The sequence below is a fragment of the Stenotrophomonas sp. SXG-1 genome, assembly GCF_014083965.1.
GTDB classification, from domain to species: Bacteria; Pseudomonadota; Gammaproteobacteria; order Xanthomonadales; family Xanthomonadaceae; genus Stenotrophomonas; species Stenotrophomonas geniculata.
This window is the reverse complement of record NZ_CP046588.1, coordinates 4,225,577-4,247,404: the sequence shown is the minus strand read 5'-3', so window position 1 is coordinate 4,247,404 and position 21,828 is coordinate 4,225,577. Positions and strand designations below refer to the sequence as shown.

The following is a 21,828-nucleotide window of genomic DNA, read 5'->3' as shown; positions in this document are numbered from 1 at the left end:
CACAGCTGATCAGGGCACCTGCGAAGATTGACTATCGGCAATTCCCCTGAGGAGTGACTCGTACTTTCGGAGAACAATCGGCCATGTAAATTCTGATTCAAACCGCAAAAGCGATGCCGAAGCCATCCTTTTCAGCTGTGCGCTGTCTGAGAGCACCTCGTCCAAGATGGCAGAGAAAGTGTCTGCATCAGAAAAGTACTGTGCGCCATCACCCGCGACCCAGCGATTGAAGCGGTTGTCATGTGCAAAAACAGCGTTTCCAGCGCCGAGAGCCTCGACCAGAGATGGATTGGTGCCTCCCACTCGATGCCCGTGCACGTACGCCAAGCTATGGAATCGGAGGGATTCCACTACAGGCTTGTCGTAGATCGCGCCGGTGAAAACAACTTCATCGCTTCCTGACTCCAGCACGAGCTTCTGATATGCGTTGGAGCGGTCATAGTTCCCAAGTACCACCAACTTGACGCCCCTGCGTTGCTTCGAGAATCCCTGCACTATTTCCAGAAGGGAGTTCTCCGGCTCGGGGCGAGCGATTACAGTCAGGAATTGGCCTTGCTCGAGCTGCCATCGTTCAAGAAGTGAAGGGTCCGCTGAACGCACTGGCACCGCGCCATACGGAATCATCGTTATCTTCCTGGTACTGACACGCGACGAAAGATGCTTCGATATCTGAGGGTGGTCGGCCACCAGGTGCTTTCCAAGCCAGCAACCGGCCCAATCATTCAGCCAGAACCAAAGCTTCGCGATGGAGCCCCACTTGGCTCTCGCCCACTCGATGCCATCCATGTTGATGGCGTTCGGGATACCGCGAATCCGCAGAAGGAAAAGGAAGACGGCAGTGTTGTACCCAAGGACCAGGCATGGATCCCGTTCTTTAGCCGCATGGCGAATTGACTTCCAATCGAAAATAATCGTGCCCAATGGGCCCGGATTGGAAACGGGAATGTGTACTCTTTCGATACCCATCCATTCATCTGTCCATATCTCGCCACTGCGATCCTCCTGGCAGTAGACCACCGGATTCCAGCCGATCCCGACAAGGTGATGACAAAGATGTTCGGCAAAAGTTTCAAAGCCACCATGCGCGGCAGGTACGCCGCGAATGCCGAGAATTCTGATTTTCAAGATGTTGCTCCGCGAGTTGGCTCGCTGTGCGGGGACGGATCAGGGCGTCCGATAGCGCGGGCTGGATTCCCAACCATGATGGAACCGGCTGATACTGAACGCGTTACAACGGAGAGTGCCCCGATTTTCGAGTTGTCTCCAATCGTTATGGGGCCGATCACAACCGCTCCCGCTCCGAACTCAACGCCGTTGCCAACGATGGGCGCCCCCGTTTCCCCAGAAGCCGTGATCTTGTTGCCAATCGTGACGCAGTGCCTAAGTATGCAGTCATCGCCAATAATCGCGGCCTCATTGATAACGAGCGCGTGGCTATGATAAAGAACAGCGCGTCTGCCTATACGAGTACTGCATGGAATATCGATTCCCATCACCCAGTCAACCACTACGCGGTATGCAATTCTCAGGGGGATGCACAGAGTTCTGACTGCGGCGCCGGAGTTCAAGCTCCAGTTGGCCGTGCGGAAAAAGGCGAGAACAAAGCGCGACTTTGCATGGCTGTTTGCCAAGAAATCTTCCCTGATCAGATCGAACAGTCTCATGAATCAAGCCTCTCTCATTTTCGCAAACTGCGGATAACCCGCCGGACTGCCTTGTCTGGCCGCAAGCCCGAGGCCAGTGCCAGGTAGAAGAGCCTGTCCGGTCTCCGCTGTGCAAAAAGATGCTTTCGATAGAATTTTATGTGCCAGTAATAGAGTCGAACCGCTGTTCGAGATGTTTGCGTTCCGAAAATTTCATCTCGAATACGGTAAGTGCGCTCTATCGTGCTGAACGGCAGAATGTTGGAGGCGCTTCGTTGATGGATGCGATAACGGAGCAGCGGCTCCTGGATATTATGAAATCGTGCGCCCGAGCGTAGCATTCGCGCAAAAATGTCATAGTCCTCCGCAGGTACGTTGGACTGGACATACTTGTTCTCTCTGAAGAGCGAAGTTCTCGCGGTTACGGTTGGGTGCAGCACACCGTGTTCGCCTCGAGTAATCGTTGCTTCGATCATCGAGTGATCCATCGGGAAGTTGCTTACACCGACCACCCGGGCTCCTGACGATTGAAAGATGTAAGCATTGGAACCCACAACATCCGCTCTACCAGACTCCAGCTCCAGGATCTGCCTCGCGAGTCTATCAGCCACGACTACATCGTCCGGATCGATACGTGCAAGGTACTTGCACGTCGCCCTATCTATTCCGACGTTCAACGCGTTCCCGAATCCCTTGTTCTCCTGCAGTTCGATTATTTGCAGGCACGGGATCTGCGACAGATAGAGTCGGGCAATCTCTACTGAGTTGTCCGTCGATCCATCATCAACAAAGATCAGTTCAGATGGCATTGCAGTGCTGGATAGCCATGCCTCAAAGAAATCATGCAGGAAATTTGCATTGTTGTAGTTTGCGGCAACCACAGAAACATCGAGGATCGGTCGGCCGGAACTGGCTGGAGTATCGAGGTCAATCACGGCCGTCAGGTCTCTTGTCAATGAAGTGCCAATAGGAAAGTGTGAGCAGAAACACTACAGGCAGGTACTTGTAGAACCCGTTGATGAATCCGGATCCGAGGATAAAAGTGACCAGCATGGTTGATCCGCGAGTGAACGATCCCTGCGCTAGCTTGCGAGTTGCCCCGATAAGCATCCAGGCATAGATCAGAAATACTGGAACTCCATAGGAATATATTATGGAGAGAAAGTCATTGTGAAACCAAATGGCATTGCCGAGATGAATCCTGTTGTAGTCAAGGGATTGCGCAAATGATCGCCCAAAAGCGTAATCCTCCAGCCGGAATGATCCCATCGCCTCATACCAAGAAGACCAGATCATGAATCTGCTCAGGCGCTCGAAGTTCGTTAGAGCGGTCTTGACTGCCGATGGATACTGATAGAAGAACGTGCCTTCCGTCAGCTGCAGGATATCGTCAATCTTCGTGACTGCCAGTGCGAGGACGCAGATGGCGATGAGTAGCATGGCAACCTTCTTTATCGAAAGCTCCATGAAGGACAGCAGAAAGCCAATGACAAAAATAAACACGGGCGTCCGCGAGCCAGTGTAAAGGCAAGTCAGCAGGAAGCCTGCTGAGACGACTGCATACGTAATGCGCTTCTTGTCCGCCTCCCATCGCATGAACCACCACATTGCACCGAACGAGAGTAGGTAGGCGGCAAGGTGAGGAAGCCTGTAAAGACCCTGTCGATAGGCCCGAAGGTACTCAATGTCTGTTGAACCTGACGATAGCGCGTCGTCGTTGCCAAAACTATTGTTGATGCCCAGAAAGGCTGGAATGAAAAGAAGTCCGAAAAGAATGGTTACGGTGCTGATGGCGCTCCGGCTTGCAGAGCCGCTTGACGCCGCACTGATGTAAGCGAAGGTCAGAATCAGGAACAACGCGTCAGATACATTGTCCTGGCTGAGGCCAAATCGAGCACTGTTGATTAGGAATGTACTGATCAACAGCACTATCGCAATCAACGTGAGAAGCAGCTTCTGTCGGTCCCTAACGCAGGACAATGCAAGTATGGTCAGGAGCGGCGTTGACGCTACAAATACCGGGATCGAAAAGTAGTAGTTCGCGATCGAGTCAAGGGCGAACACCAAGCAGGAAGCGTACAGTGTGACGTCATGGCGGGACAGCCGCATTGCACCGCTCATGACCAGCCCTTGGTCTGTGACATGCCAAATGCTTTGCCCAGAACCTTCTTTACGTAGGTCTTGGATGGTGAAAGGACGATTCCACTGGCCACATAAGCAGCGAGATCGCCAATACTCATCGGAGCCTGGGCGTACCTGAAATAATTCATCTTGAGTATCAGCTTCTCCCGCTTGGAGAGGTTGAGTGAATTCTGGGATGAAACAATATTGTAGGCGCCAAGAATCCTTTCGTACTTTGCATTGCTTATTTTCTGCGAAGATTGATCATCTTCGTAGATATATGTCGGCGTAGGGGATTTATGCATGATTGCGCCCCTTGCGGCCATTCGCAGCCAAAGGTCGTAGTCTTGCCATGCAGGGAGTCGCTCGTCGAACAGGCCGGCATCAATGTATCGGTCGGTTCGAGCGAACACCTGATTGCCAATGTAGTTTTTAATCTTCAGCGCACCAAAATCAACGCGCCCGAGTGGCTGCTGCATCTTCCGTACTTCACCATCCTCCCCTGTCGTCGCCATCTGCGGAAAGACAACAACGTCCAAAAGCCCAGCGCGCTCTTTGGATTGGTAGCAGTCAATCAGCTCCTGGACATGATTTGGAAGAACATAGTCGTCATCATCCAGCCCCGTTGCGAACACTCCTCTGCAGTTGCGAAGCGCTATATTCCTGCTCGCACACGCCCCAGAATTCGCGTCCTTGAGAAAGACGCGGATCCTTGCGTCCTGCTCAGGGAGGTGCTCAAGATACGCGCGCGTACCGTCGCTGGAACAATCGTCGACAACAAGGACTTCAAGGTGATCGTACGTCTGCGAGCAGACCGAGTGAATAGCCCGCTGAAGCATCTCAAGCCTGTTGAACGTCGGTATATAAATGGAAACTAGACTTGACATTGGACTATCACTTGGAGGAAAGATCGGAGCGAATGGCTTCTATCTGGCCAGCGTTACCCGGCTTGCGCTTTCAGGTGTGTCTTTCTGCGCTCTTCGATCTGCGTGAAAACAAGGGACCACATGGCCTCGGCAGAGCTTTTGACGCCATCTGCAGCTTCAGTGATTCGAGCGGACGCCTCTGATCTTCTTTCAGTGGTGGAGAGTGCTTGAATGCACTGATCGAGCTTCGCGTGATCATCCAGATCATCGACCAGATAGTCGGAGCAGTTGAAATCCGAAAAGAGCTCCGGATACTTATGCGACCATCCGGCTCCAATGCACGGGGTGCCCTGTGACAGCGCACTGACCAATGCATGGAAGCGTGATCCGATTACTATGCTGGCCTTCCCGAGAAGCCACTTCAGCACGCGAGGATCGTGGTGAGTAAGCACGGGTATGGCAGCATAGTCTGCGCCCAGCATGGCAATCACCTTTCGATCTTCTTCTGCGTCATGCAGGACGAATGCCGGAGTCAGGCCACTTTGGCGAACCTGGCTAATCGCGGCTCGCAGGAAGCCCAAGTAGCTTTCCCCGCTCTTCGTCTTGTCCAGCATGCGAATGTTTGGGACGATTCCGACAAACTGGTCCGGCACGATGATGCTTGCATCTGCGACAGGCTTTACGAGAACCGTGAAGTCAGGGCACTGTCTCACCTCGGTGCTGGATCCTATCAGGCGTGCAGATTCCAGCGACTTGGAGTCACGGGCGAACACCTGTGTTGCCCGGGCAAACAACGCTTTAACCGCCGAGCGGACAGGCTCTTTCTCAAACGTCCCCAACGCCTGGGGAAGCAGGTAGAGATCCTGCCGCTTGCGGTATGCGCGTGACATCTTTGTCACCAGTAGCTCTGCTGGCTGAGCGCCCCACTGATCCGAGAACGCGAAGCCCGACGCATCGAGTACTACATCGACAGAAGCAGGGTTGGCCTTGTTTGCGTCGAAACGCCATGCAAGTCCTCGTGCGAACGTCTTCAATCGTCCAAATCGTCCCAGAGCCTCCCATGTTGCACGGAATCCATAGCGATTGAGATCTGCTGGCGTTCCAAACCGTGAAGAGACCACGATTGTCGGGTTCGAGTATCTGGCTCGCACCTGTTCAGAGACGGCAATCGCCATCAGCTCGGCCCCTCTGTTGTGGGTCCCGGTGCCGTTAATTTCGAAGACAATGTTGTTCATTATTTCTCGAAGTTATATTTGCAGATTGTGCTGAGGGGCTTCTTTGTCGAATTGGCCACCAGGCCGCTTAAGTCAGGATATCCAAAGGCGATGAGCATTATGGGGCGCTCATCTGAAGCCAGGCGGAGTTCGCGCTCCATCTTTCTTTCAAGTGCTTCGATGTCCGGCCAGTTGATACAGCAGGATGACAGGCCTTGAACTTCCAGCCCATAAACGAAAGACATGGAGGCCAAGGAGCCATCTACGTAAATCAGGTGGCGATCCCGATCAGCCGGATAGTTCCGTTGCCTGCCAACTACCACCGCGACGGCCGGGACCTGTTCGGCAAAACCGGTGGTCCCCATTGGGATGGAGATGATGCGGGACACGAGTTCCGGATCATCAAAGATTCGGAACTCGTACGGCTGCCGGTTACATGCAGTTGGCGAATACGAAGCGATTTCGATTGCACGGTCAATCGCATCACGCGGGATGGGGTCGGGACGGTACCAGCGAACAGAGCGGCGATGCTTGGCGAGCTTCAGCAGATCATCGATCCCGACCTGAGGCATGTCTGATTCGAGTCGAGTGTATGGAATGAGCCTTCTTGCATCGGTGGGGCCGCCAGGCGATGGGTGGCTGACTGAATTCATGATGCTGCGGAATCCATCGACCGCTTCATGACTGGGAGTCACATTCATGTATTCACTGAGAACGTCGTGAGCCCAGCGAAGCTCATCCCCCTCCGTGCCCGAAGAAACTGCATTGCGATATGCAAGTACCGTCTCTCCAATGTAGCTGACGCCAAACGGCACCCGGCGAGGGCGCATCAGGAGCCCCTTTTCCAAGCGGTGAATGTTTCGCCTCAAGAGACTTGTGTTGATCGAGGGATCGCTTAGAGATTTCTTGTAGGCAAGCTTCCCGGAAAGATTGGCCTGTTGCTCCCGGCCGTACCTGCCGTTGACAAGATAATATACTGTTGCAAGAAAACGATTTGCCGCACCAAGTCGAACGAATGCCTCGTCCAGTGTTTGCAGGATGCGCTTGGCAGTCCTTTTTAAGTCGCGCAGAATTGCTTTCATCGTCTATGACTTATTGTTAATGGTTTCGAATCAATCTTGCGTAGAACTTCAAGGTCTCTCTGCCCTTCGGCACGATGGCGATGCAGGCCATGTAAGCAGTCGTGAACACCACGCAGTTGATGGCAATGGTTTCGATGGGGGACGAGAGCGTGATGGTTCTCAGCAGGAGGAAGTTGGTCGCGGACGCGATCGCAGAGCCCAGTAGTGGAAGCGAAATTGACCGGAAGAAGTCCGAAGTGCTCAGCGGCGAGTCCTTGAAGCTGAAAACGAGCGATGGGTAGAGTATCGCGTAGTTGACCAGGGCGTACGCCAGTGCAATTCCTTCCGGCCCCCAGTTGACCCCGATGACGAACGATAGGCAGACCGCGGCCGCGTTCAGAACGCCCCAGATGAGGTAGCGGCGGGAGTGGCCAAGGCTAAGCAGAACCATGCCGCGCAGGCCTGCGACGGGCTGTATGAATCCCGTTATTCCCAGCAGTACGAAAATCGGAACCACGCTGAGCCACTTGTCGCCAATGGAGACGGAAATGACATTCCTGGAGTTCACACAAAGGAAGGCCATCAGCGGCATCGATAGGAACGCCAGCAGTGTGGATACTCTGCAGTAGTAGTGACGGAAGGCGACAGGGTCGCTTCGTAGGCGGCTGAGGACCGGGAACGCCACGGCATTTATCGGCGTGCGCAGGCTATAGATGGGTAGCATCATTAACTGATACGCCCGGCTATATGCGCCTAGTGCCGACGGCCCCCAGATTCGTCCCAGCAGAATATTGTCCAGGTTTCTGCTGAAGTAGTTGGCAATTTCGAAGCCGGTCACGTCCGCGCCAAAGCCCAGCATTTCCCGGATGCCTTGACCACGCCGGGGGCGACCCACCCTGAAGCGTCCAAGTGCGAGATAGAGCGTAGTCGTTGTCAGTGTCCCGGCAATGGTGCCAACAGCCAGGGACCAGTATCCAAATCCTTTGAATGCCAAGGTGCATGCAATCAACAGGTTGACGAGTGCCCCCGAAACGTCAGCGATTGCTTTGGGCAGGAATCGCAACTCGCGCTGCATCATTGCCCCATGCTGGGCACCGACGCTTGTAATCAGGAAAGATGCTGAGAGAGCTGCGCAGACCGCCTGCAGTTCTGGCCTTGAATAGAACCAGGCCACCAGAGGGGACAGCGCAAGTACCAGGGCAGTCAATACAAGGCCTGCAGCTACATTCACCCAAAAAAGAGTGCTAACCTGTTCGTTGCTGAGGGTTACCTTCTGTATGGATGCGGTGGACAAGCCCATATCCCGGAACAGCGTCATGAACGCAATCAGCGCCATGATCATTGCAATGATGCCGAAGTCCTCAGGTGGAAGCAGGCGGGACAGGATAATCACGGATGCCATCTGAATCGCGATCATCGCCATCTGCGCGGAAAGGGTGACGACGCCGCCCCTAACTGCCTTGCTCTTCAATGCTGCATTGCCTTGTTGCTGATGATCACTCATTCTTTTCGTATCAGTTTGCGGCAAAACGATCTCGTCCAGCGAATTTGGAAGAAGCATCCGTGGCTTGAAGTTCAGGGTCTTTCCGTGATCGAGTTGGTCCTTGTGCTGTTGGATGGTTGCATCTGTGGATATGGTCCGTACGAGGCAACCTACCGCTTGACTTCACATGGTTGTCCAACATCTCAAGTCATCTCCGCATAGCCGTAGACGATTGGGCGAAGACTGATCACGAAGACCTGGCTGGCTGCGTAGCTTCTCGGTCAGGCGTTGACGCGCTGCGCACTAGCTGGGAGATCAGTGTCGGTTAGCAGTGTGTGGCTGCGCAGCCGCTCTTTCGGCCGTGGTGCCGGCATCCTGCCGAATGTCGAAGTTGGACATTTCAATTGATCCTTGTGATGTGCCTGCCATCCAGAAATGAGACGTGTGTCACACGTTTCTTTGATGGATAGCCTCGCATATTAGCAGGCTCACAAGCCTACGTGGCCCCGGGAGCGTCCGTTGTCACCGCCGGAATGGTGTGCTAATCCAGGTCTTGGAGTAAGCTATAAGGCTGGCCCGCGCTGAGGCATCGTCGCAACTTGGATGGTTTGCGCGAGGAACAACACTGATCGAACTCGAAATCTAAGTGGAAGCGATGACGAAACAAATGGAAAACCGTTCGGTCAAAGGGGACGAAATTGACCTGCGCGAACTGGTTGGGGTCGTCCTTGATCGAAAGTGGCTGATTTTGATCGTCACGGCTGCCTTCTTTGTAATCGGTGCCGGTTATGCACTGCTTGCAGCTCCTGTCTATCAAGCCCAAGCGATGGTGCAGGTCGAATCCAAGATGCCTGGCATTCCGGGCCTTTCTGAGATCTCTTCGTCTCTTGGCGTGGGAAGTGGCAGTAAGGCTGCTACCACCGAGGTGGCACTGCTCACTTCCCGGTCCGTCATCGGCACTGCCGTCGATCAGCTTCACCTGGATGTGGTCGTTGAACCGGTACGTTTCCCGTTGGTTGGTTCCTACTTCGCGCGCCGCTACTCGCCGGATGTCCAAGGGCAGTTGGCCACTGCGAAGTTCGGTGCGACCAGCTATGCCTGGGGCGGGGAGACCCTCGTTCTTCAGCGTTTTGAAGTGCCGTCTCTCTGGTTGGAAGTTCCTTTGACCATTGAGTCTTTGGAAGGTGGCAAATTCCGGCTCTTGGGCAAGGATGGAAATGTGATTCTGACCGGCGTCGCGGGAGAAGCTGCGACCGCGAACGGGTTCACGATTGAAGTCCAGAAGCTGCATGCAAACGTAGGGACGCGCTTTACGGTTGTGAAGCGCCGTCGCCTGGATGTCATCTCGGGTCTGCAGAGTGAGGTCAGGGTTGGCGAGCAGGGTAAAGAGTCTGGAATCCTGCAGGTGGTCTACGAAAGTCAAGACGCAGCCAAGGCCGAGGCTCTGGTCCAACAGGTAGTGGAAGCCTACGTCAGGCAGAATGTTGATCGGGGGTCCGCAGAAGCGGCTGCCCAGCTGCAGTTTGTGAAGGACCAGCTTCCCTCGGTACGGAAGCAGGTCGAAGAAGCTCAAGCTGCGATGACGACCTACCAGTCCAAGGCCAATTCCGTCGACATCACCATGCAGACCAAGGGTCTGCTGGAGCAGGAAGTCGCCGTGGAGGGGAGCATCCAGCAGCTGCGCCTGAAGCAGGCCGAGATGGATCGCAGCTTCACCCGCGAACACCCGGCTTACCGTGCGCTGCTCAAGCAGATTGGTGACCTGGAAGGCCGCAAGGCTGGCTTCCAGCGCCAGGTCGGCCAGCTGCCGGACACCCAGCAGGAACTGCTTCGCCTGACTCGTGACCTTCAGGTCAGCAACGAGCTCTACACCGCGCTGCTCAATCAGGCGCAGCAGCTGGACGTTGCCCGTGCCGGTACCGTGGGTAACGTGCGCATCGTTGATCCGGCAGTCGTGGATACGGCTAACCCGGTCAAGCCGCGCAAGGCCCTGATCGTAGCCATCGCCACGCTTCTCGGCGGCTTCCTCTCGGTTGCCTTCGTTTTCCTCCAGCGCATGCTCAACCCGGGTATCGAAGATCCCGCGGACATTGAAGCGCTCGGCCTGCCGGTCTACGCCGCCATCCCGCTCAGCGTGTCCAACACCCTGCCCAAGCTGCGCAAGGGCAAGCACGGCACGCGCGTGGTGGCCGATGGACGCCAGCATCTGTTGGCGGTATCCGCGCCGGCCGACCCGACCGTGGAAGCACTGCGCAGCCTGCGCACCAGCCTGCACTTCGCGATGCTGGAGGCGAAGAACAACATCCTGACCATCTCGGGCCCGCGCCCGGGCGTGGGCAAGACCTTCGTGTCCACCAATCTGGCGGCAGTGATCGCCCAGGCCGGCCAGCGCGTGCTGGTGATCGATGCCGACATGCGCAAAGGCACCCTGCACAAGATCCTGGGTGTGTCGCACCAGAAGGGCCTGTCGGACGTGCTGGGCGGCAAGCTCAGCGCCGACGATGTGATCCACCCGGTGTCCGGCCTGGACCACATGCACTATATGGTGCGCGGTGACATTCCGCCGAACCCGGCTGAACTGCTGATGCACCCGCGTTTCGCGCAGCTGCTGCAGGACATGTCCGGCAAGTACGACCTGGTGATCGTCGATACGCCGCCGATCCTGGCCGTGACTGACCCGGCACTGGTCGCCACGCATGCCGGCTCGAGCCTGCTCGTCACCCGATTCGGCGTGAACCAAGCCAAGGAAATCGAGCTGACGCTGCAGCGTTTCGAGCAGAACGGCGTGCAGATCAAGGGTGCGATCTTCAACGCGGTCGAGAAGCGTGCCACGGGCTATTACAGCTATGGCTACTACGAGTACAAGTCCGACGGCAAGGAATAGCTTCCTGCTGTTGATGGCGTGTAGAGGGTCGGCATGAAGATGCCGACCCTCCATCCATTCCAGGGGTAGGATGCTCCAGGCATTCTTCCTATCAGATCAGGGAAGATCCCCATGCATGACGTTCTTATATGCGGCGGTGCGGGCTACATCGGCAGCCACATGGCCCAGTATTTGTCCGAGCGGGGGCACCGGGTAACCGTATTCGACAATCTGTCCACGGGGCACCGTGGCGCCGTGGCGTGGGGAGAGCTGGTAGAGGGCGACTTGCTGGACGCTGCCGCTCTGCAACGACTTTTCGGTGCCCGCCACTTCGATGCAGTCATGCATTTCGCGGCCCGGTCGCTGGTGGGTGAGTCGGTACGTGATCCCTACGCTTACTACATCAACAATGTCACCGGCACGGTGAATCTTCTGCAGGCAATGCGAAGTCACGAGGTGGAGCGCATTGTGTTTTCCTCTACGGCGGCGATCTTTGGCGAGCCGTGCTCGGCGCTGATTGACGAAGACCATCCGAAGCAGCCCATCAACCCCTATGGGGCGAGCAAGCTGATGGCCGAGCGCATCTTGGCGGACGCTGCTGCAGCCTACGGTCTGCGCTCGGTATGCCTGCGGTACTTCAACGCCGCCGGGGCATTGCCCCAGCACGGCATCGGAGAGGCGCATGCCTGCGAGACTCATCTGATTCCCAATGTATTGCGTTCGGCGCTGGGGCAGGGCGGGCGGCTTAAGGTGTTTGGCAACGACTACGAAACACCGGATGGAACCTGTGTGCGGGACTACGTGCATGTGCAGGACCTGGCCCAAGCCCATGCGCTGGCGATGGATTACATGGATGCACAGCCAGGTGCCCATGCGTTCAATCTTGGCAATGGACAGGGTTTCTCTGTTCTGGACGTGATCAAGACGGCTGAAGCTGTGTCTGGCTTGCGCGTACCCTACGACGCTGCTGAGCGACGGGCCGGTGATCCCGCGCGGCTGGTGGCTTCGAGTGAGCGTGCGCGCAGGGTACTGGGGTGGCAACCCGTATGGACAGAACTGGCGCCGATCATTGAGAGCGCTTGGCGCTGGCACAATGCGCCAGCAGCGTGGGGCAAGGTCTGAGTTCACCGCCACGCAGGGCAGGACACCGGGGCCCGGTGCGCGCAGGCGCATCGGGCCCCGTCTTTTCCGGGCCCGCGCTGCCACCAAGGGAGTGCAGGAGTATCCTATCCCCATGGCTGATACCCCCCTTTCCGCGCCGCATCCGGCGCCGACGCCGCGCTGGCGGCATTACTGGAGTCTGATGCGCGCCGATCGCCCGATCGGCACGCTGCTGCTGCTGTGGCCCACCTGGTGGGCGTTGTGGCTGGCTGCGGGCGGCCTGCCGCCGCTGTGGACCCTGTTCGTATTCACCGCCGGCGTCTGGCTGACCCGCTCGGCCGGTTGCGTCATCAACGACTACGCCGACCGCTGGCTGGATCCGCACGTGGAACGCACCAAGGCACGCCCGCTCGCCACCGGTGCAATCAGCGGGCGCGCTGCCTTGGCGCTGTTCGCGGTGCTGATGCTGGTGGCCTTCGGCCTGGTGCTGACCCTGAACGGCCTGACCATCGGCTTGAGCTTCATCGGCGTGTTCCTGGCCGCCAGCTACCCCTACCTGAAGCGCTATACGCACCTGCCGCAGGTGTACCTGGGCATGTCGTTCGGCTGGGGCATCCCGATGGCCTTTGCCGCCGTGCAGGGCGAGGTGCCGATGCTGGGCTGGCTGCTGTATGCCGGCAACATCCTGTGGTCCACGGCCTACGACACCTGGTACGCCATGGTCGACCGCGACGACGACCTGAAGATGGGCTCTCACTCCACCGCGATCCTGTTCGGTGACCTCGACCTGGTCATCCAGGGCGTGCTGTTCGCGCTGTTCCTGGCGACCATGGCGCTGGTCGGCGTGCGTGGTGGGCTGGGTGGCTACTACCTGGCCGGCGTGGCGGTGGCCACGGTGCTGGTGGTGTACGAGTTCTGGATCTGCCGCAACCGCGAGCGCGGCCCGTGCTTCAAGGCGTTCCTGCACAACAACTGGGTGGGCGCCGCGCTGTTTGCCGGTATCGCCGTGGACCTGGCGCTGCGCTGAGAAGCGCAGCCGAGCGTCGGCTCGGCTCTACAGGTGGCAACCCCGAAACCGGATATCAGTAGCGCCCGAGCCCATGCTCGGGCGGCGGCGCGCAGCGCCGGGTATCCCGCCACCTACGACCAATAGGTGGCTGACAGCCCGCATCCCACCGCCCAGAATCGGGCCATCGAACCTGGGAGGGTAGGCGATGGCCTCGACGGCAGCAGTACAGGACGGCTGGATGGCGCGCGCTGCGCTGCGCTCGGCCGCCTGGGCGGAAAAATGGTTCCCCGATGCGTACGTGTTCGCGGTGCTGGGCGTGGTCATTGTCGCGCTGGCGGCGATGAGCTTCGGCTCCACCCCGCAGGCTACCGCCAGTGCCTTCGGCGACGGCTTCTGGAGCCTGATTCCCTTCACCATGCAGATGGCCTTCGTGGTCATCGGTGGCTATGCCGTGGCCACTGCACCGGTGGTCGCACGCTTCATCGATTTCCTTGCCCGTGTGCCGCGCACCGGCCGTGGTGCGGTGGTGTACGTGGGCCTGGTCAGCATGCTCGCCTCGCTGCTCAGCTGGGGCTTCTCGCTGGTGTTCGGCGGCCTGCTGGTCCGCGCGCTGGCTCGCCGCACCGAGCTGCGCATGGACTACCGCGCGGCCGGTGCCTCGGCTTATCTCGGTCTGGGTGCGGTGTGGGCGATGGGATTGAGCTCGTCGGCCGCGCAGCTGCAGGCCAACCCGGCCAGCATGCCGCCGGGGCTGGTGGAGATCACCGGCGTCCTGCCGTTCACTGAAACCATTTTCCTGTGGCAGTCGATCGCACTGACCGCGGTGTTGATCCTGGTCTCGTTGCTGATCGCCTGGCTGACCGCACCGGCCGCCGGCAGCGCCCGTACCGCTGAAGACTTCCCCGGCGCTGCGCAGGCCGAGCCGGAACCACTGCAGCGCCGCACGCGCCCGGGCGAATGGCTGGAGTACAGCCCGCTGCTGACCGTGCTGCTCTCGCTGCTGGCGTTCGGCTGGCTGTTCAACGAGTTCGCCAACAAGCCGCTGGTCACGGCCATCGCCAACCTCAACACCTACAACTTCCTGTTCATTTCGCTGGGCCTGCTGCTGCACTGGCGGCCGCGCAGCTTCCTCAACGCGGTCGCGAAGGCGGTACCGAGCACCACCGGCGTGCTGATCCAGTTCCCGTTGTACGGTGGCATCGCGATGATTCTCACCCACGCTGCCGGCGGCGATGGACAGACACTGGCGCACCGGCTGTCGAGCCTGTTCGTGCACGTAGCCAGCACCGATACGTTCGCGCTGGTGATGGGCGTCTACTCGGCGGTGCTGGGCTTCTTCGTGCCCTCCGGTGGCGGCAAGTGGATCATCGAAGCGCCGTACGTGATGCAGGCTGCCAACGAACTGAAGGCACACCTGGGCTGGGCGGTGCAGGTCTACAACGCGGCCGAAGCGCTGCCGAACCTGATCAATCCGTTCTGGATGCTGCCGCTGCTGGGCGTGCTGGGGCTGAAGGCACGCGACATCGTCGGCTTCACCTTCATCCAGCTGCTGGTGCACATTCCGCTGGTGCTGGGCCTGTTGTGGCTGCTGGGGATGACCCTGGCGTACGTGCCGCCGGTGATGCCCTGAATGCAGCGTTGGCTTCCCTGCGTTAGCCGGGAAGCCAGCCTCGTTCAGCGCGTGTTTCCGGCTGCGATCGCCATGAATGCGTGCAACGTCGATGACGGCATGAGCACATGCCGAACCCGCATGAATCCTTCAGCCGCTTGTGCCACAAGGGCTTCCGCGCGTTCATTCACAGGCGTACACACAGATGTAGCCGCCCACCCACGCGTGATTAACCATTCGCTGCAGACGATAGCCACGTCCACCGCATTCCGCGAGTGGCTTTGGAGATCGGACATGGCACAGCAGAACCAGAACCCGAACCAGAAGCAGCAGGGCCAGCAGAACCAGCAGGATCAGCAGCAGGGCCGTGGCCGCGACCAGCAGCAGCAACAGCAGCAGGAACAGCAGAAGCGCAACCAGAACCAGCAGCAGGGCGGCCACGACGAAGAAGAATGATCGCGTTGCGTGTGCAACGTGACCGGCGAAGCCCCGCCCCGTGCGGGGCTTTGCTTATTCCAGCACGCCGATACGCTGCAGCACCGGCGCCGCCGACATGTCGTTCGGATTGGTGCCCGGCTGATCCTGCGGCACGTCCATGCCCATGCCGCGGTAAAGATCGACCCAGTGCTGGGCGATCTGCCCGGTCTGCGGGTTGCGGAAGTTCATCGGCTGCAAGGCGAACACGCGGTGCGCACGGAACGCACGCTCGATGAAGTCCGAGCAGTAATAGCTGTCCTCGTTCAACACATACGACGTGTTGTAGGGCTTGCCCAGCATCGTGCGCGCGGTGGCAACCGCATCCTTGATGGCCGCCTGCTGCGGCGCGCGCAGGCGATAGACCACGATCTGCCGCTGCTTGGCTTGGGCGTCCTGCTGGAACTCGGTCAGTGATTGCCGGCGTGATCCCTTCTCGTCGGCGTGCAGCACCTCCCAGCCCTTCGGCGCCGAGGCGACCAGGGCGACGTGATCGAAGCTGGGTGCGCCCTGCGTGCCGGTGGCATCGTCGATGGCCGCGCTCAGGCCGCTGCGGCCGGCAGTGACGAACAGCAGGTCGCCTTCGTGGACATTGACGGCCAACGCCACGGCCGGCCACAGGGCGGGCAGCAGCAGGCCGATCAGGAGCAGGAGGCGATGCATGAGGACTCTCGGACAGGCGGAATGCCGGAATTGTAGGGTGCGCGGTAGCATGGAGCGACCGGACCGGATTCAGGATGAGCCCATGCGTCGATACCCTTCTCCTGCACTGCTGGTGCTTGCCTGCGGCGCGGTGCTGGTTGCCTGCACGCCGGCGCCGCAGCCACCACAGACAGCGGCCGAAGCCGTGACTGCCGCAGCGGCGCCGGCGACCAGCGCCACCGAGCCCACACCTGTGGCTGCAGCCAGTGAATGCCCCTACCCGGAATTCGATACGTTCCTGAAGCATTTCGGCAACGAGATCACGCTGCAGGAAAAGGCCACGGCCGATCCGCTGTTGGACAGCTACATCGATGCGGAGGCCGAGCCGGAACCGCGCAAGGTGGAAAGCCGGTTGGCGCTGGCCGATGTCGAGTGGCCGGTGATGCCCGATCCTGCCGCGTTGGCCGGGCAGGGCCGCGAAATGCAGGTCAGCCCCCTGGCCGATGGGCAACGGCAGGTGCAGATCCGTACGCCGGACAGCAGCGACCAGCAGACCTATACCTTCGCGCAGACGCCTTGCTGGACGCTGGTCAAGCGTGAAGACGAGTCGATCTGAGGCCTTATCCGGCACAGGCGCGGCGGGCCAGTGGCTGCTAGGCTCGATCCCTGGTCCAGGCAGGGAGACGCCGATGCAGGCTTTCAGGAAGCGCACCACCACCGCCGCCGTCGTCGCCGTATTGGCGATAGCTCCCTTCAGCGGCGCCCAGGCACAGTCGGTGCATGCCGATGACCGCGCCTACTTCGCCAATACCACCGCCGAACAGGCCGCGCGTGTCACCTTGGGCAAGCGCGTCGAGGCCCTGCAGCAGGCGTCCGCCCTTGCACCGGCGGAACGCTTCCAGCAGGCCGAGGTACTGGAAGCGCAGTGCCTGCGTCATCTCGGCTACCTGCACCTGCAGTCCGCCCGCAACGCACGCGATCTTCGCCCGGCACAGGCGATGGAGCAGGCAGCGGGGCTGTGCAGCCGTATCGCTCGCAGTGGTCGCGCCGCACTGCGCGAGGCACCCGCAGATGCAGCGTGGGCAGCACCGTATGGCTTCCTGCGCGCACGCGCGCTGAAGGAGGCTGCCACCCCGGCCAACGCCGCGCTGGATGAGGCCGTGGAGGCACTGGCCGATCCGGCGCTGGACAGCTTCGCGCGCCTGCGCGGGCAGATCCTGCGCAGCGCCGAGTACCCGCAGATCGAGCACGGCGGCCGGCACTGGGACACGGGGCGCGACAAGCAGGCGCTGGCCCAGCAGCCCGACCGTGCCCTGCGCGAGGCAGGCTGGAAGGGTTACTGGCAGGGGCTGCACTCGCGCCGTGAGCCGATGGCTTCGGTGCTGCTGGGGCTAGTGCAGGTGAATGACGCGGCCGCACGCCTGCAGGGCGATGGCTCGGCGCCGGCACACGGCTACCAGCGCATGGGTCTGGATACCGCCGTAGTGAATGCAACGCTGGTGGCGATCGAGCAGCACGCGGGGGACCGCCGCGCCTACCAGGACATGCTGCTACGCCACGCTGCGCGATCGGGCATCGACGCGCCGCAGATCTGGGATACCACCGTGCCCGATGCCGGCTACACGCCACCAGTGCTGACGCTGGCGCAGCTGCGCGACAACGCCGCCGATGCCATGCAGCATCTGGGGCCAGCGTACGTCGCCGAACTGCGCGCGCTGCTCGATCCAGCCAACCAGCGCATGGACCTGGCCACCGAACGCGGTGACCGCAGCCAGGACGCGTTCTCGGTGAGCGCTCCCGGTGTGCCGGCAATGCTGTTCGTTGGCGTGCGCCGTGGCGATCTGGAAAGCGATGTCGAGATCGCACATGAAGCCGGTCACGCCGTGCATGGTGAATGGATGCAGCGCGGTCATGCGTCGCCGCTGCAGCGCAATGGCAGCCAGTGGCTGACCGAGGCGTTCGCGATCTACAACGAGCTGCGCTTCCGCGACCAGCTGTACCAGCAGGCACAGGACCCGCGTGCCAAGGCCTATTACCTGAAGTCGCTGCTGGACGACATGGTGCTGCAGCTGTTCACCTCTTCCGAGGAAGCGCAGCTGGAGCAGTCGATCTACCAGGGCGTTGCCGCCGGTACGCTGGGCACCGCCGATGATCTGGACGCGCTGACCGGGCAGGTGCTGGCGCGCTTCGGCCAGCAACCGGAGCGCTACCCGCAGCTGCGCAACACCTGGATCGGCAAGCGCCTGATGTATGAAGACCCGAACTATCTGGTGAACTACCTGTATGCGGGGCTGCTGGCCGTGCAGCTGTATGTGCAGGACCAGCGCGACCCCGCCGGGTTCCGTGAGCGTTATCTTGCCGTGCTTGGCGAAGGCTTCGACCGCGCGCCGGACGAGCAGGTGGCGCAGCTGCTGGGGCACGCTCCCGATTGGCCGGCGCTGGTTGATGCCGATCTGCAGGTGTTCAACCAGGCGGTGGCACAGCTGCAGGCGCTGCATGCGCGGATCGAGGCAGGGCAGGGTACGTGAGCATGCTGCGCGCAGGACAGCGGACTGCAGCCATGAGGTGGCTGTTGTTGCTGCTGTGCCTGCTGCCGATGGCGGCGCTGGCGGCAATCCCGGTGCCGGCGCTGGACGATCCCGTGGTGGACACTGCCAACGCGCTGTCCGCCGAAACCCGCGCCACCCTGCGCAGGCAGGCGATGCAGCTGCAGGTGCAGAAAGGTGCGCAGCTGCAGGTGCTGGTGGTACCCAGCGTGGGCAACGAGGGCATCGAGGCCTACGCCCAGCGGGTGTTTGATCAATGGCAGCTGGGCCGCGCCGGTATCGACGACGGTGTGCTGTTGCTGGTGGCGGTGCAGGATCGCCGCGTACGCATCCAGACCGGCTATGGCCTGGAAGGTGCGCTACCAGACGCGTACGCCGCTCGCATCATCGACAACGCGATCGTGCCGCGCTTCCGTGAGGGCGATTTCGACCAGGGCGTGCTTGATGGCACGACGATCATGGTGGCGCTGATCGAAGGCGAGGACCTGCCTGCATGGGAAGCGCCGTCGGCCAGCAATGTGCTGCCTGCGGACTGGCGCCGCGCAGACTCGGTGGTGGCGTTGACCCTGCTGGCCGGCTTCCTGGCCGGGCTGTGGCGCTCGCCGCCGCCCCTACCGCCAGCGAAGACCGAGGACGATTTCAGCGGAAGCCGTCGGGAGCGGCGGCGCAAGGCACTGGCCGCCAATGCGTCGGCACCGAGGCCGAGCTGGCCGACCTTGCCGGCCTGGGGGCGTCCGATGCTGGTGACAGGGGTGGTTGCCGCAGGGGTGCTGTCCGTGGCGTTGCTGTTGCCACGCCACCTGCTGGCGGGCCTGTGCTTCGTGATGGCGCTGGGCGTGCCGGTGGCGGCCCTGCTCGGCTGGTGCTGGCGTCGCAGCCGCGGGGTGCGCATCGTCCTGTGCGGCATGCTGGTACTCAGCATGGTCTTGCTGGTACAGGCGCTGCTTCGTGGCCAGCTGCCACCGAGCCTGGCCCGGCACCTGCTGCTGCAGGCCGCCGCGGGTGTTGTCACCCTGATGGTGTTCCTGCTGGTGCAGGCCTGTCGCGCACGCTGGAAGAAGAACCGCAGCAGCTTCGTCGTGCGCATGACCGTGCTGTTGCTGTTGACCCTCGGTTATGTCGGGGGCGCGTTGCTGGCGATCCATCGTGCCGAAGGTGACGATCCACGGCTGCTGGCGATGATCGTGTCAGGTGTGTGTGGCGTGCTGCTGTACTTCGTAGGGTTGTTCACCATGTTGCCGGGCGAGCGCGCACGTGGCCGGGTTTCGTCACGCCGCGAACGCAGCGCGTCCAGTTCGTCATCCAGCAGTTCGTCGTCGAGCAGCTCCAGCAGCTGGTCCGGAGGCGGTGGCCGCAGCGGCGGAGGCGGCGCGTCCGGCAGCTGGTAGCTCAGATCGCCTGTACCCGCCAGCCGAGTGCAGCGTCCTCCACAACGCCCGGGCCGGCCACGTCGCCAACCTGCAGCAACAGGCCCTGTGCATTGGGCAGGTCCTTCTGCTCGGGGAACCAGCGCCGGTCCGCAGCGACCACGATCAGCAGGCCCTCGTCGTCGCCCATCGGCGCGAACTGCGGCGAAGGCAGGCTGATCGGTTGCAGGCCGAACCGCAGGCTGGACTGTTCGCGCACAGCGTCGACATCGTGGCTGGGCAGGCCGACCTCGCTCAGGCAGGTCAGCTCGCTGCCGTGGAAGGCGCCCTGATGCGCACTGGCCGGCAAGCGGCGGCGGCCGATCAGTTCCAGGATCAAGCCATCGGGGCCGGTGAAGTACACCGACTGCGACTGCCAGCTGCTTTCCAGAGCAAAATAATCCAACCCGGCCGGATTGCGCTGCAGTGGCGTGCGTTCGCGCAACCAGGTCATCGCCTCGCCGAAGCGGTTGTCCGGCACGTTGAACGCCAGGTGCACACCACCGAGCGGGCGTCCTTCAGCGGGCTGCAGTTCGATGGTGCTCCAGCCGATGTGCACATGGGTACCGACCACGCGCTGCTGCAGCACATCGTGGAAGTAGCTGGCCACGGCACCCACGTCAGATACCGGCAGAGTGAGGTGCAGCAGGCGCATGATCGGTTCTCCGTGGACGCGCCCACTTTAGCGCCGGGCCATACCCGGCGGCCACTAGCGCAGTGAATGGTCGAAGAACCGTATCGCTGCATCCACTGCCTGCGCGTGGGTCTGTGCCTTTGGCACCGACGTAGTGCACAGGTCCTGCAGCCGCTGCTGCCCGGTCGCGGTACACGCGGCCAGGAAATCATAGTGGCCCACATCGGCCAAGCGCTGCAGTTCCGCGCCCGGAATCAGGGCCCCGGCGGCCGCGCCATTGGTCTGTGGCGGCGCAACCGTGTCAGCCTCACCCAGCACGATCGACACGGGCAGCCGCAACGAGGACAGCTGCTCTGGCGCGAAGGCCTGGATGATCGCCGGAGCCAGCAGGAATGCCGCCCGCACGCCGGGAATGGCGCGCGCGTCGTTGGCCTGGGAGATCCATGGCGCCAGTGCTGGAGAGGCCGCAGCGGCAACGCGCGCTTCCATTGAATGCGTTGCGGCCTCCTGTTGAGGCCGGCAGACGCCGTCATCCGGATGTGCGGTGCAGAAGGCCAGCAGTCGCTGCAGGTCCGGTCGTGCACCGGCTGCCAGCAGCGCCGTGTAGCCACCGGCCGAGAACCCGGCAACCCCCAGGCGTTCAGGATCGACGTGCGGGCCCAGCACTGGATCGGCCCGCACGGCCGCCAGAGCGGCGCGCAGGTCATCCGCACGCAACCAGCTCAGGATGCTGCCGGGCAGGGTCATCGTGTCAATGCCGTTGTTGCCTGGATGATCGACCGCGATCACCAGATACCCGGCCCGCGCCAGCGCGGTGCCCAGCCAGCCCATCATGCGCGCACTGCCGCCGTTGCCATGCGAGAGCAGCAGCGTTGGCAGGCGATCACCTGCGACGGGAGCCTCCATCGCGGCACGTCCGACGTCGAACAGCGGCGCGTCGGGCGGGCCGATGGTCAGGGCGGTTTCCCGGCTGCCGGCCAGCGCTGGGTACCAGACCGTGTAGCGCAGCGCGTCGTGGTGCTGCGCATCGCGTACAGCCGCGCTGGCCACCGTGGTGGCGCCGTGGCGCTCGCCGGCTGCCTGCGTCTCGCTGGCATCGGCCACGGCAGTGGAGACCATGAGGATCATTCCCAGCACAGCAACCGTCATGCGCATC

Annotated in this window: 19 protein-coding genes; 8 read left to right on the top strand and 11 right to left on the bottom strand. The window is 61.0% G+C overall.

Annotation, left to right across the window (positions count from 1 at the left end):
- Nucleotides 1-9 precede the first annotated feature (9 nt).
- The 8 genes from GOC52_RS19400 to GOC52_RS19365 are packed head-to-tail and all read right to left on the bottom strand — an operon-like array spanning nucleotide 10 to nucleotide 8,409.
- Nucleotides 10-1,125: a DUF1972 domain-containing protein gene (locus GOC52_RS19400; RefSeq protein WP_191850207.1), complete on the bottom strand. Its 1,116-nt coding sequence runs from the start codon at nucleotides 1,123-1,125 to the stop codon at nucleotides 10-12.
- Nucleotides 1,122-1,664 carry a serine O-acetyltransferase gene (locus GOC52_RS19395; RefSeq protein ID WP_191850205.1) on the bottom strand — a complete coding sequence of 181 codons (543 nt, stop codon included), beginning with the start codon at nucleotides 1,662-1,664 and terminating at the stop codon, nucleotides 1,122-1,124. The genes GOC52_RS19400 and GOC52_RS19395 overlap by 4 nt, the downstream gene beginning before the upstream one ends.
- A 14-nt stretch (nucleotides 1,665-1,678) precedes the next feature.
- Entirely contained in the window at nucleotides 1,679-2,578 is a 900-nt protein-coding gene (locus GOC52_RS19390) for a glycosyltransferase family 2 protein (RefSeq protein WP_191850203.1), read from the bottom strand.
- The gene (locus GOC52_RS19385) at nucleotides 2,571-3,752 is read right to left on the bottom strand and encodes a hypothetical protein (RefSeq protein ID WP_191850201.1); all 1,182 of its coding nucleotides are present in this window, start codon (nucleotides 3,750-3,752) and stop codon (nucleotides 2,571-2,573) included. The genes GOC52_RS19390 and GOC52_RS19385 overlap by 8 nt, the downstream gene beginning before the upstream one ends.
- An 8-nt stretch (nucleotides 3,753-3,760) precedes the next feature.
- Nucleotides 3,761-4,651: a glycosyltransferase family 2 protein gene (locus GOC52_RS19380; protein WP_191850199.1), complete on the bottom strand. Its 891-nt coding sequence runs from the start codon at nucleotides 4,649-4,651 to the stop codon at nucleotides 3,761-3,763.
- Between the two features lie 53 nt (nucleotides 4,652-4,704).
- Nucleotides 4,705-5,865 (bottom strand): polysaccharide pyruvyl transferase family protein, encoded by a 1,161-nt coding sequence (locus GOC52_RS19375; protein WP_191850198.1) that lies wholly within the window; start codon nucleotides 5,863-5,865, stop codon nucleotides 4,705-4,707.
- Nucleotides 5,865-6,926, bottom strand: a complete 1,062-nt coding sequence (locus tag GOC52_RS19370; RefSeq protein ID WP_191850196.1) for a nitroreductase family protein — start codon at nucleotides 6,924-6,926, stop codon at nucleotides 5,865-5,867. The genes GOC52_RS19375 and GOC52_RS19370 overlap by 1 nt, the downstream gene beginning before the upstream one ends.
- 16 nt (nucleotides 6,927-6,942) lie before the next feature.
- Nucleotides 6,943-8,409: a lipopolysaccharide biosynthesis protein gene (locus tag GOC52_RS19365; protein WP_191850194.1), complete on the bottom strand. Its 1,467-nt coding sequence runs from the start codon at nucleotides 8,407-8,409 to the stop codon at nucleotides 6,943-6,945.
- Between the two features lie 634 nt (nucleotides 8,410-9,043).
- Between GOC52_RS19365 and GOC52_RS19360 the strand changes: the two genes are divergently transcribed.
- The 5 genes from GOC52_RS19360 (at nucleotide 9,044) to GOC52_RS20810 (ending at nucleotide 15,426) form a co-directional block, all read left to right on the top strand.
- Nucleotides 9,044-11,272 carry a polysaccharide biosynthesis tyrosine autokinase gene (locus tag GOC52_RS19360; RefSeq protein WP_191851487.1) on the top strand — a complete coding sequence of 743 codons (2,229 nt, stop codon included), beginning with the start codon at nucleotides 9,044-9,046 and terminating at the stop codon, nucleotides 11,270-11,272.
- Nucleotides 11,273-11,383: 111 nt separating this feature from the next.
- On the top strand, nucleotides 11,384-12,373 hold the full coding sequence (galE, locus tag GOC52_RS19355; RefSeq protein WP_191850192.1) for a UDP-glucose 4-epimerase GalE: 990 nt from the start codon (nucleotides 11,384-11,386) through the stop codon (nucleotides 12,371-12,373).
- A 112-nt stretch (nucleotides 12,374-12,485) separates the two neighbouring features.
- Entirely contained in the window at nucleotides 12,486-13,379 is an 894-nt protein-coding gene (ubiA, locus tag GOC52_RS19350) for a 4-hydroxybenzoate octaprenyltransferase (protein WP_191850190.1), read from the top strand.
- 187 nt (nucleotides 13,380-13,566) lie between these two features.
- Entirely contained in the window at nucleotides 13,567-14,991 is a 1,425-nt protein-coding gene (locus GOC52_RS19345; protein WP_191850188.1) for a short-chain fatty acid transporter, read from the top strand.
- A gap of 273 nt (nucleotides 14,992-15,264) precedes the next feature.
- On the top strand, nucleotides 15,265-15,426 hold the full coding sequence (locus tag GOC52_RS20810) for a hypothetical protein (RefSeq protein WP_010482135.1): 162 nt from the start codon (nucleotides 15,265-15,267) through the stop codon (nucleotides 15,424-15,426).
- Between the two features lie 54 nt (nucleotides 15,427-15,480).
- Here GOC52_RS20810 and GOC52_RS19335 read toward each other — a convergent pair whose 3' ends face one another.
- On the bottom strand, nucleotides 15,481-16,107 hold the full coding sequence (locus GOC52_RS19335) for a YiiX/YebB-like N1pC/P60 family cysteine hydrolase (RefSeq protein ID WP_143994153.1): 627 nt from the start codon (nucleotides 16,105-16,107) through the stop codon (nucleotides 15,481-15,483).
- Between the two features lie 82 nt (nucleotides 16,108-16,189).
- Here GOC52_RS19335 and GOC52_RS19330 point away from each other — a divergent pair, with 82 nt between their 5' ends.
- From GOC52_RS19330 to GOC52_RS19320, 3 genes are all read left to right on the top strand, one after another.
- Complete coding sequence (locus tag GOC52_RS19330; protein ID WP_049435759.1) at nucleotides 16,190-16,702, top strand: hypothetical protein; 513 nt, start codon at nucleotides 16,190-16,192, stop codon at nucleotides 16,700-16,702.
- Between the two features lie 73 nt (nucleotides 16,703-16,775).
- Nucleotides 16,776-18,614: a M3 family metallopeptidase gene (locus tag GOC52_RS19325; protein WP_191850184.1), complete on the top strand. Its 1,839-nt coding sequence runs from the start codon at nucleotides 16,776-16,778 to the stop codon at nucleotides 18,612-18,614.
- Nucleotides 18,615-18,616: 2 nt separating this feature from the next.
- On the top strand, nucleotides 18,617-20,020 hold the full coding sequence (locus GOC52_RS19320; RefSeq protein ID WP_191850182.1) for a TPM domain-containing protein: 1,404 nt from the start codon (nucleotides 18,617-18,619) through the stop codon (nucleotides 20,018-20,020).
- A 1-nt stretch (nucleotide 20,021) separates the two neighbouring features.
- Here GOC52_RS19320 and GOC52_RS19315 read toward each other — a convergent pair whose 3' ends face one another.
- On the bottom strand, nucleotides 20,022-20,693 hold the full coding sequence (locus tag GOC52_RS19315) for a VOC family protein (protein ID WP_043401222.1): 672 nt from the start codon (nucleotides 20,691-20,693) through the stop codon (nucleotides 20,022-20,024).
- A 54-nt stretch (nucleotides 20,694-20,747) separates the two neighbouring features.
- Entirely contained in the window at nucleotides 20,748-21,827 is a 1,080-nt protein-coding gene (locus GOC52_RS19310) for an alpha/beta hydrolase family protein (RefSeq protein WP_134958826.1), read from the bottom strand.
- Nucleotide 21,828: the final 1 nt, after the last annotated feature.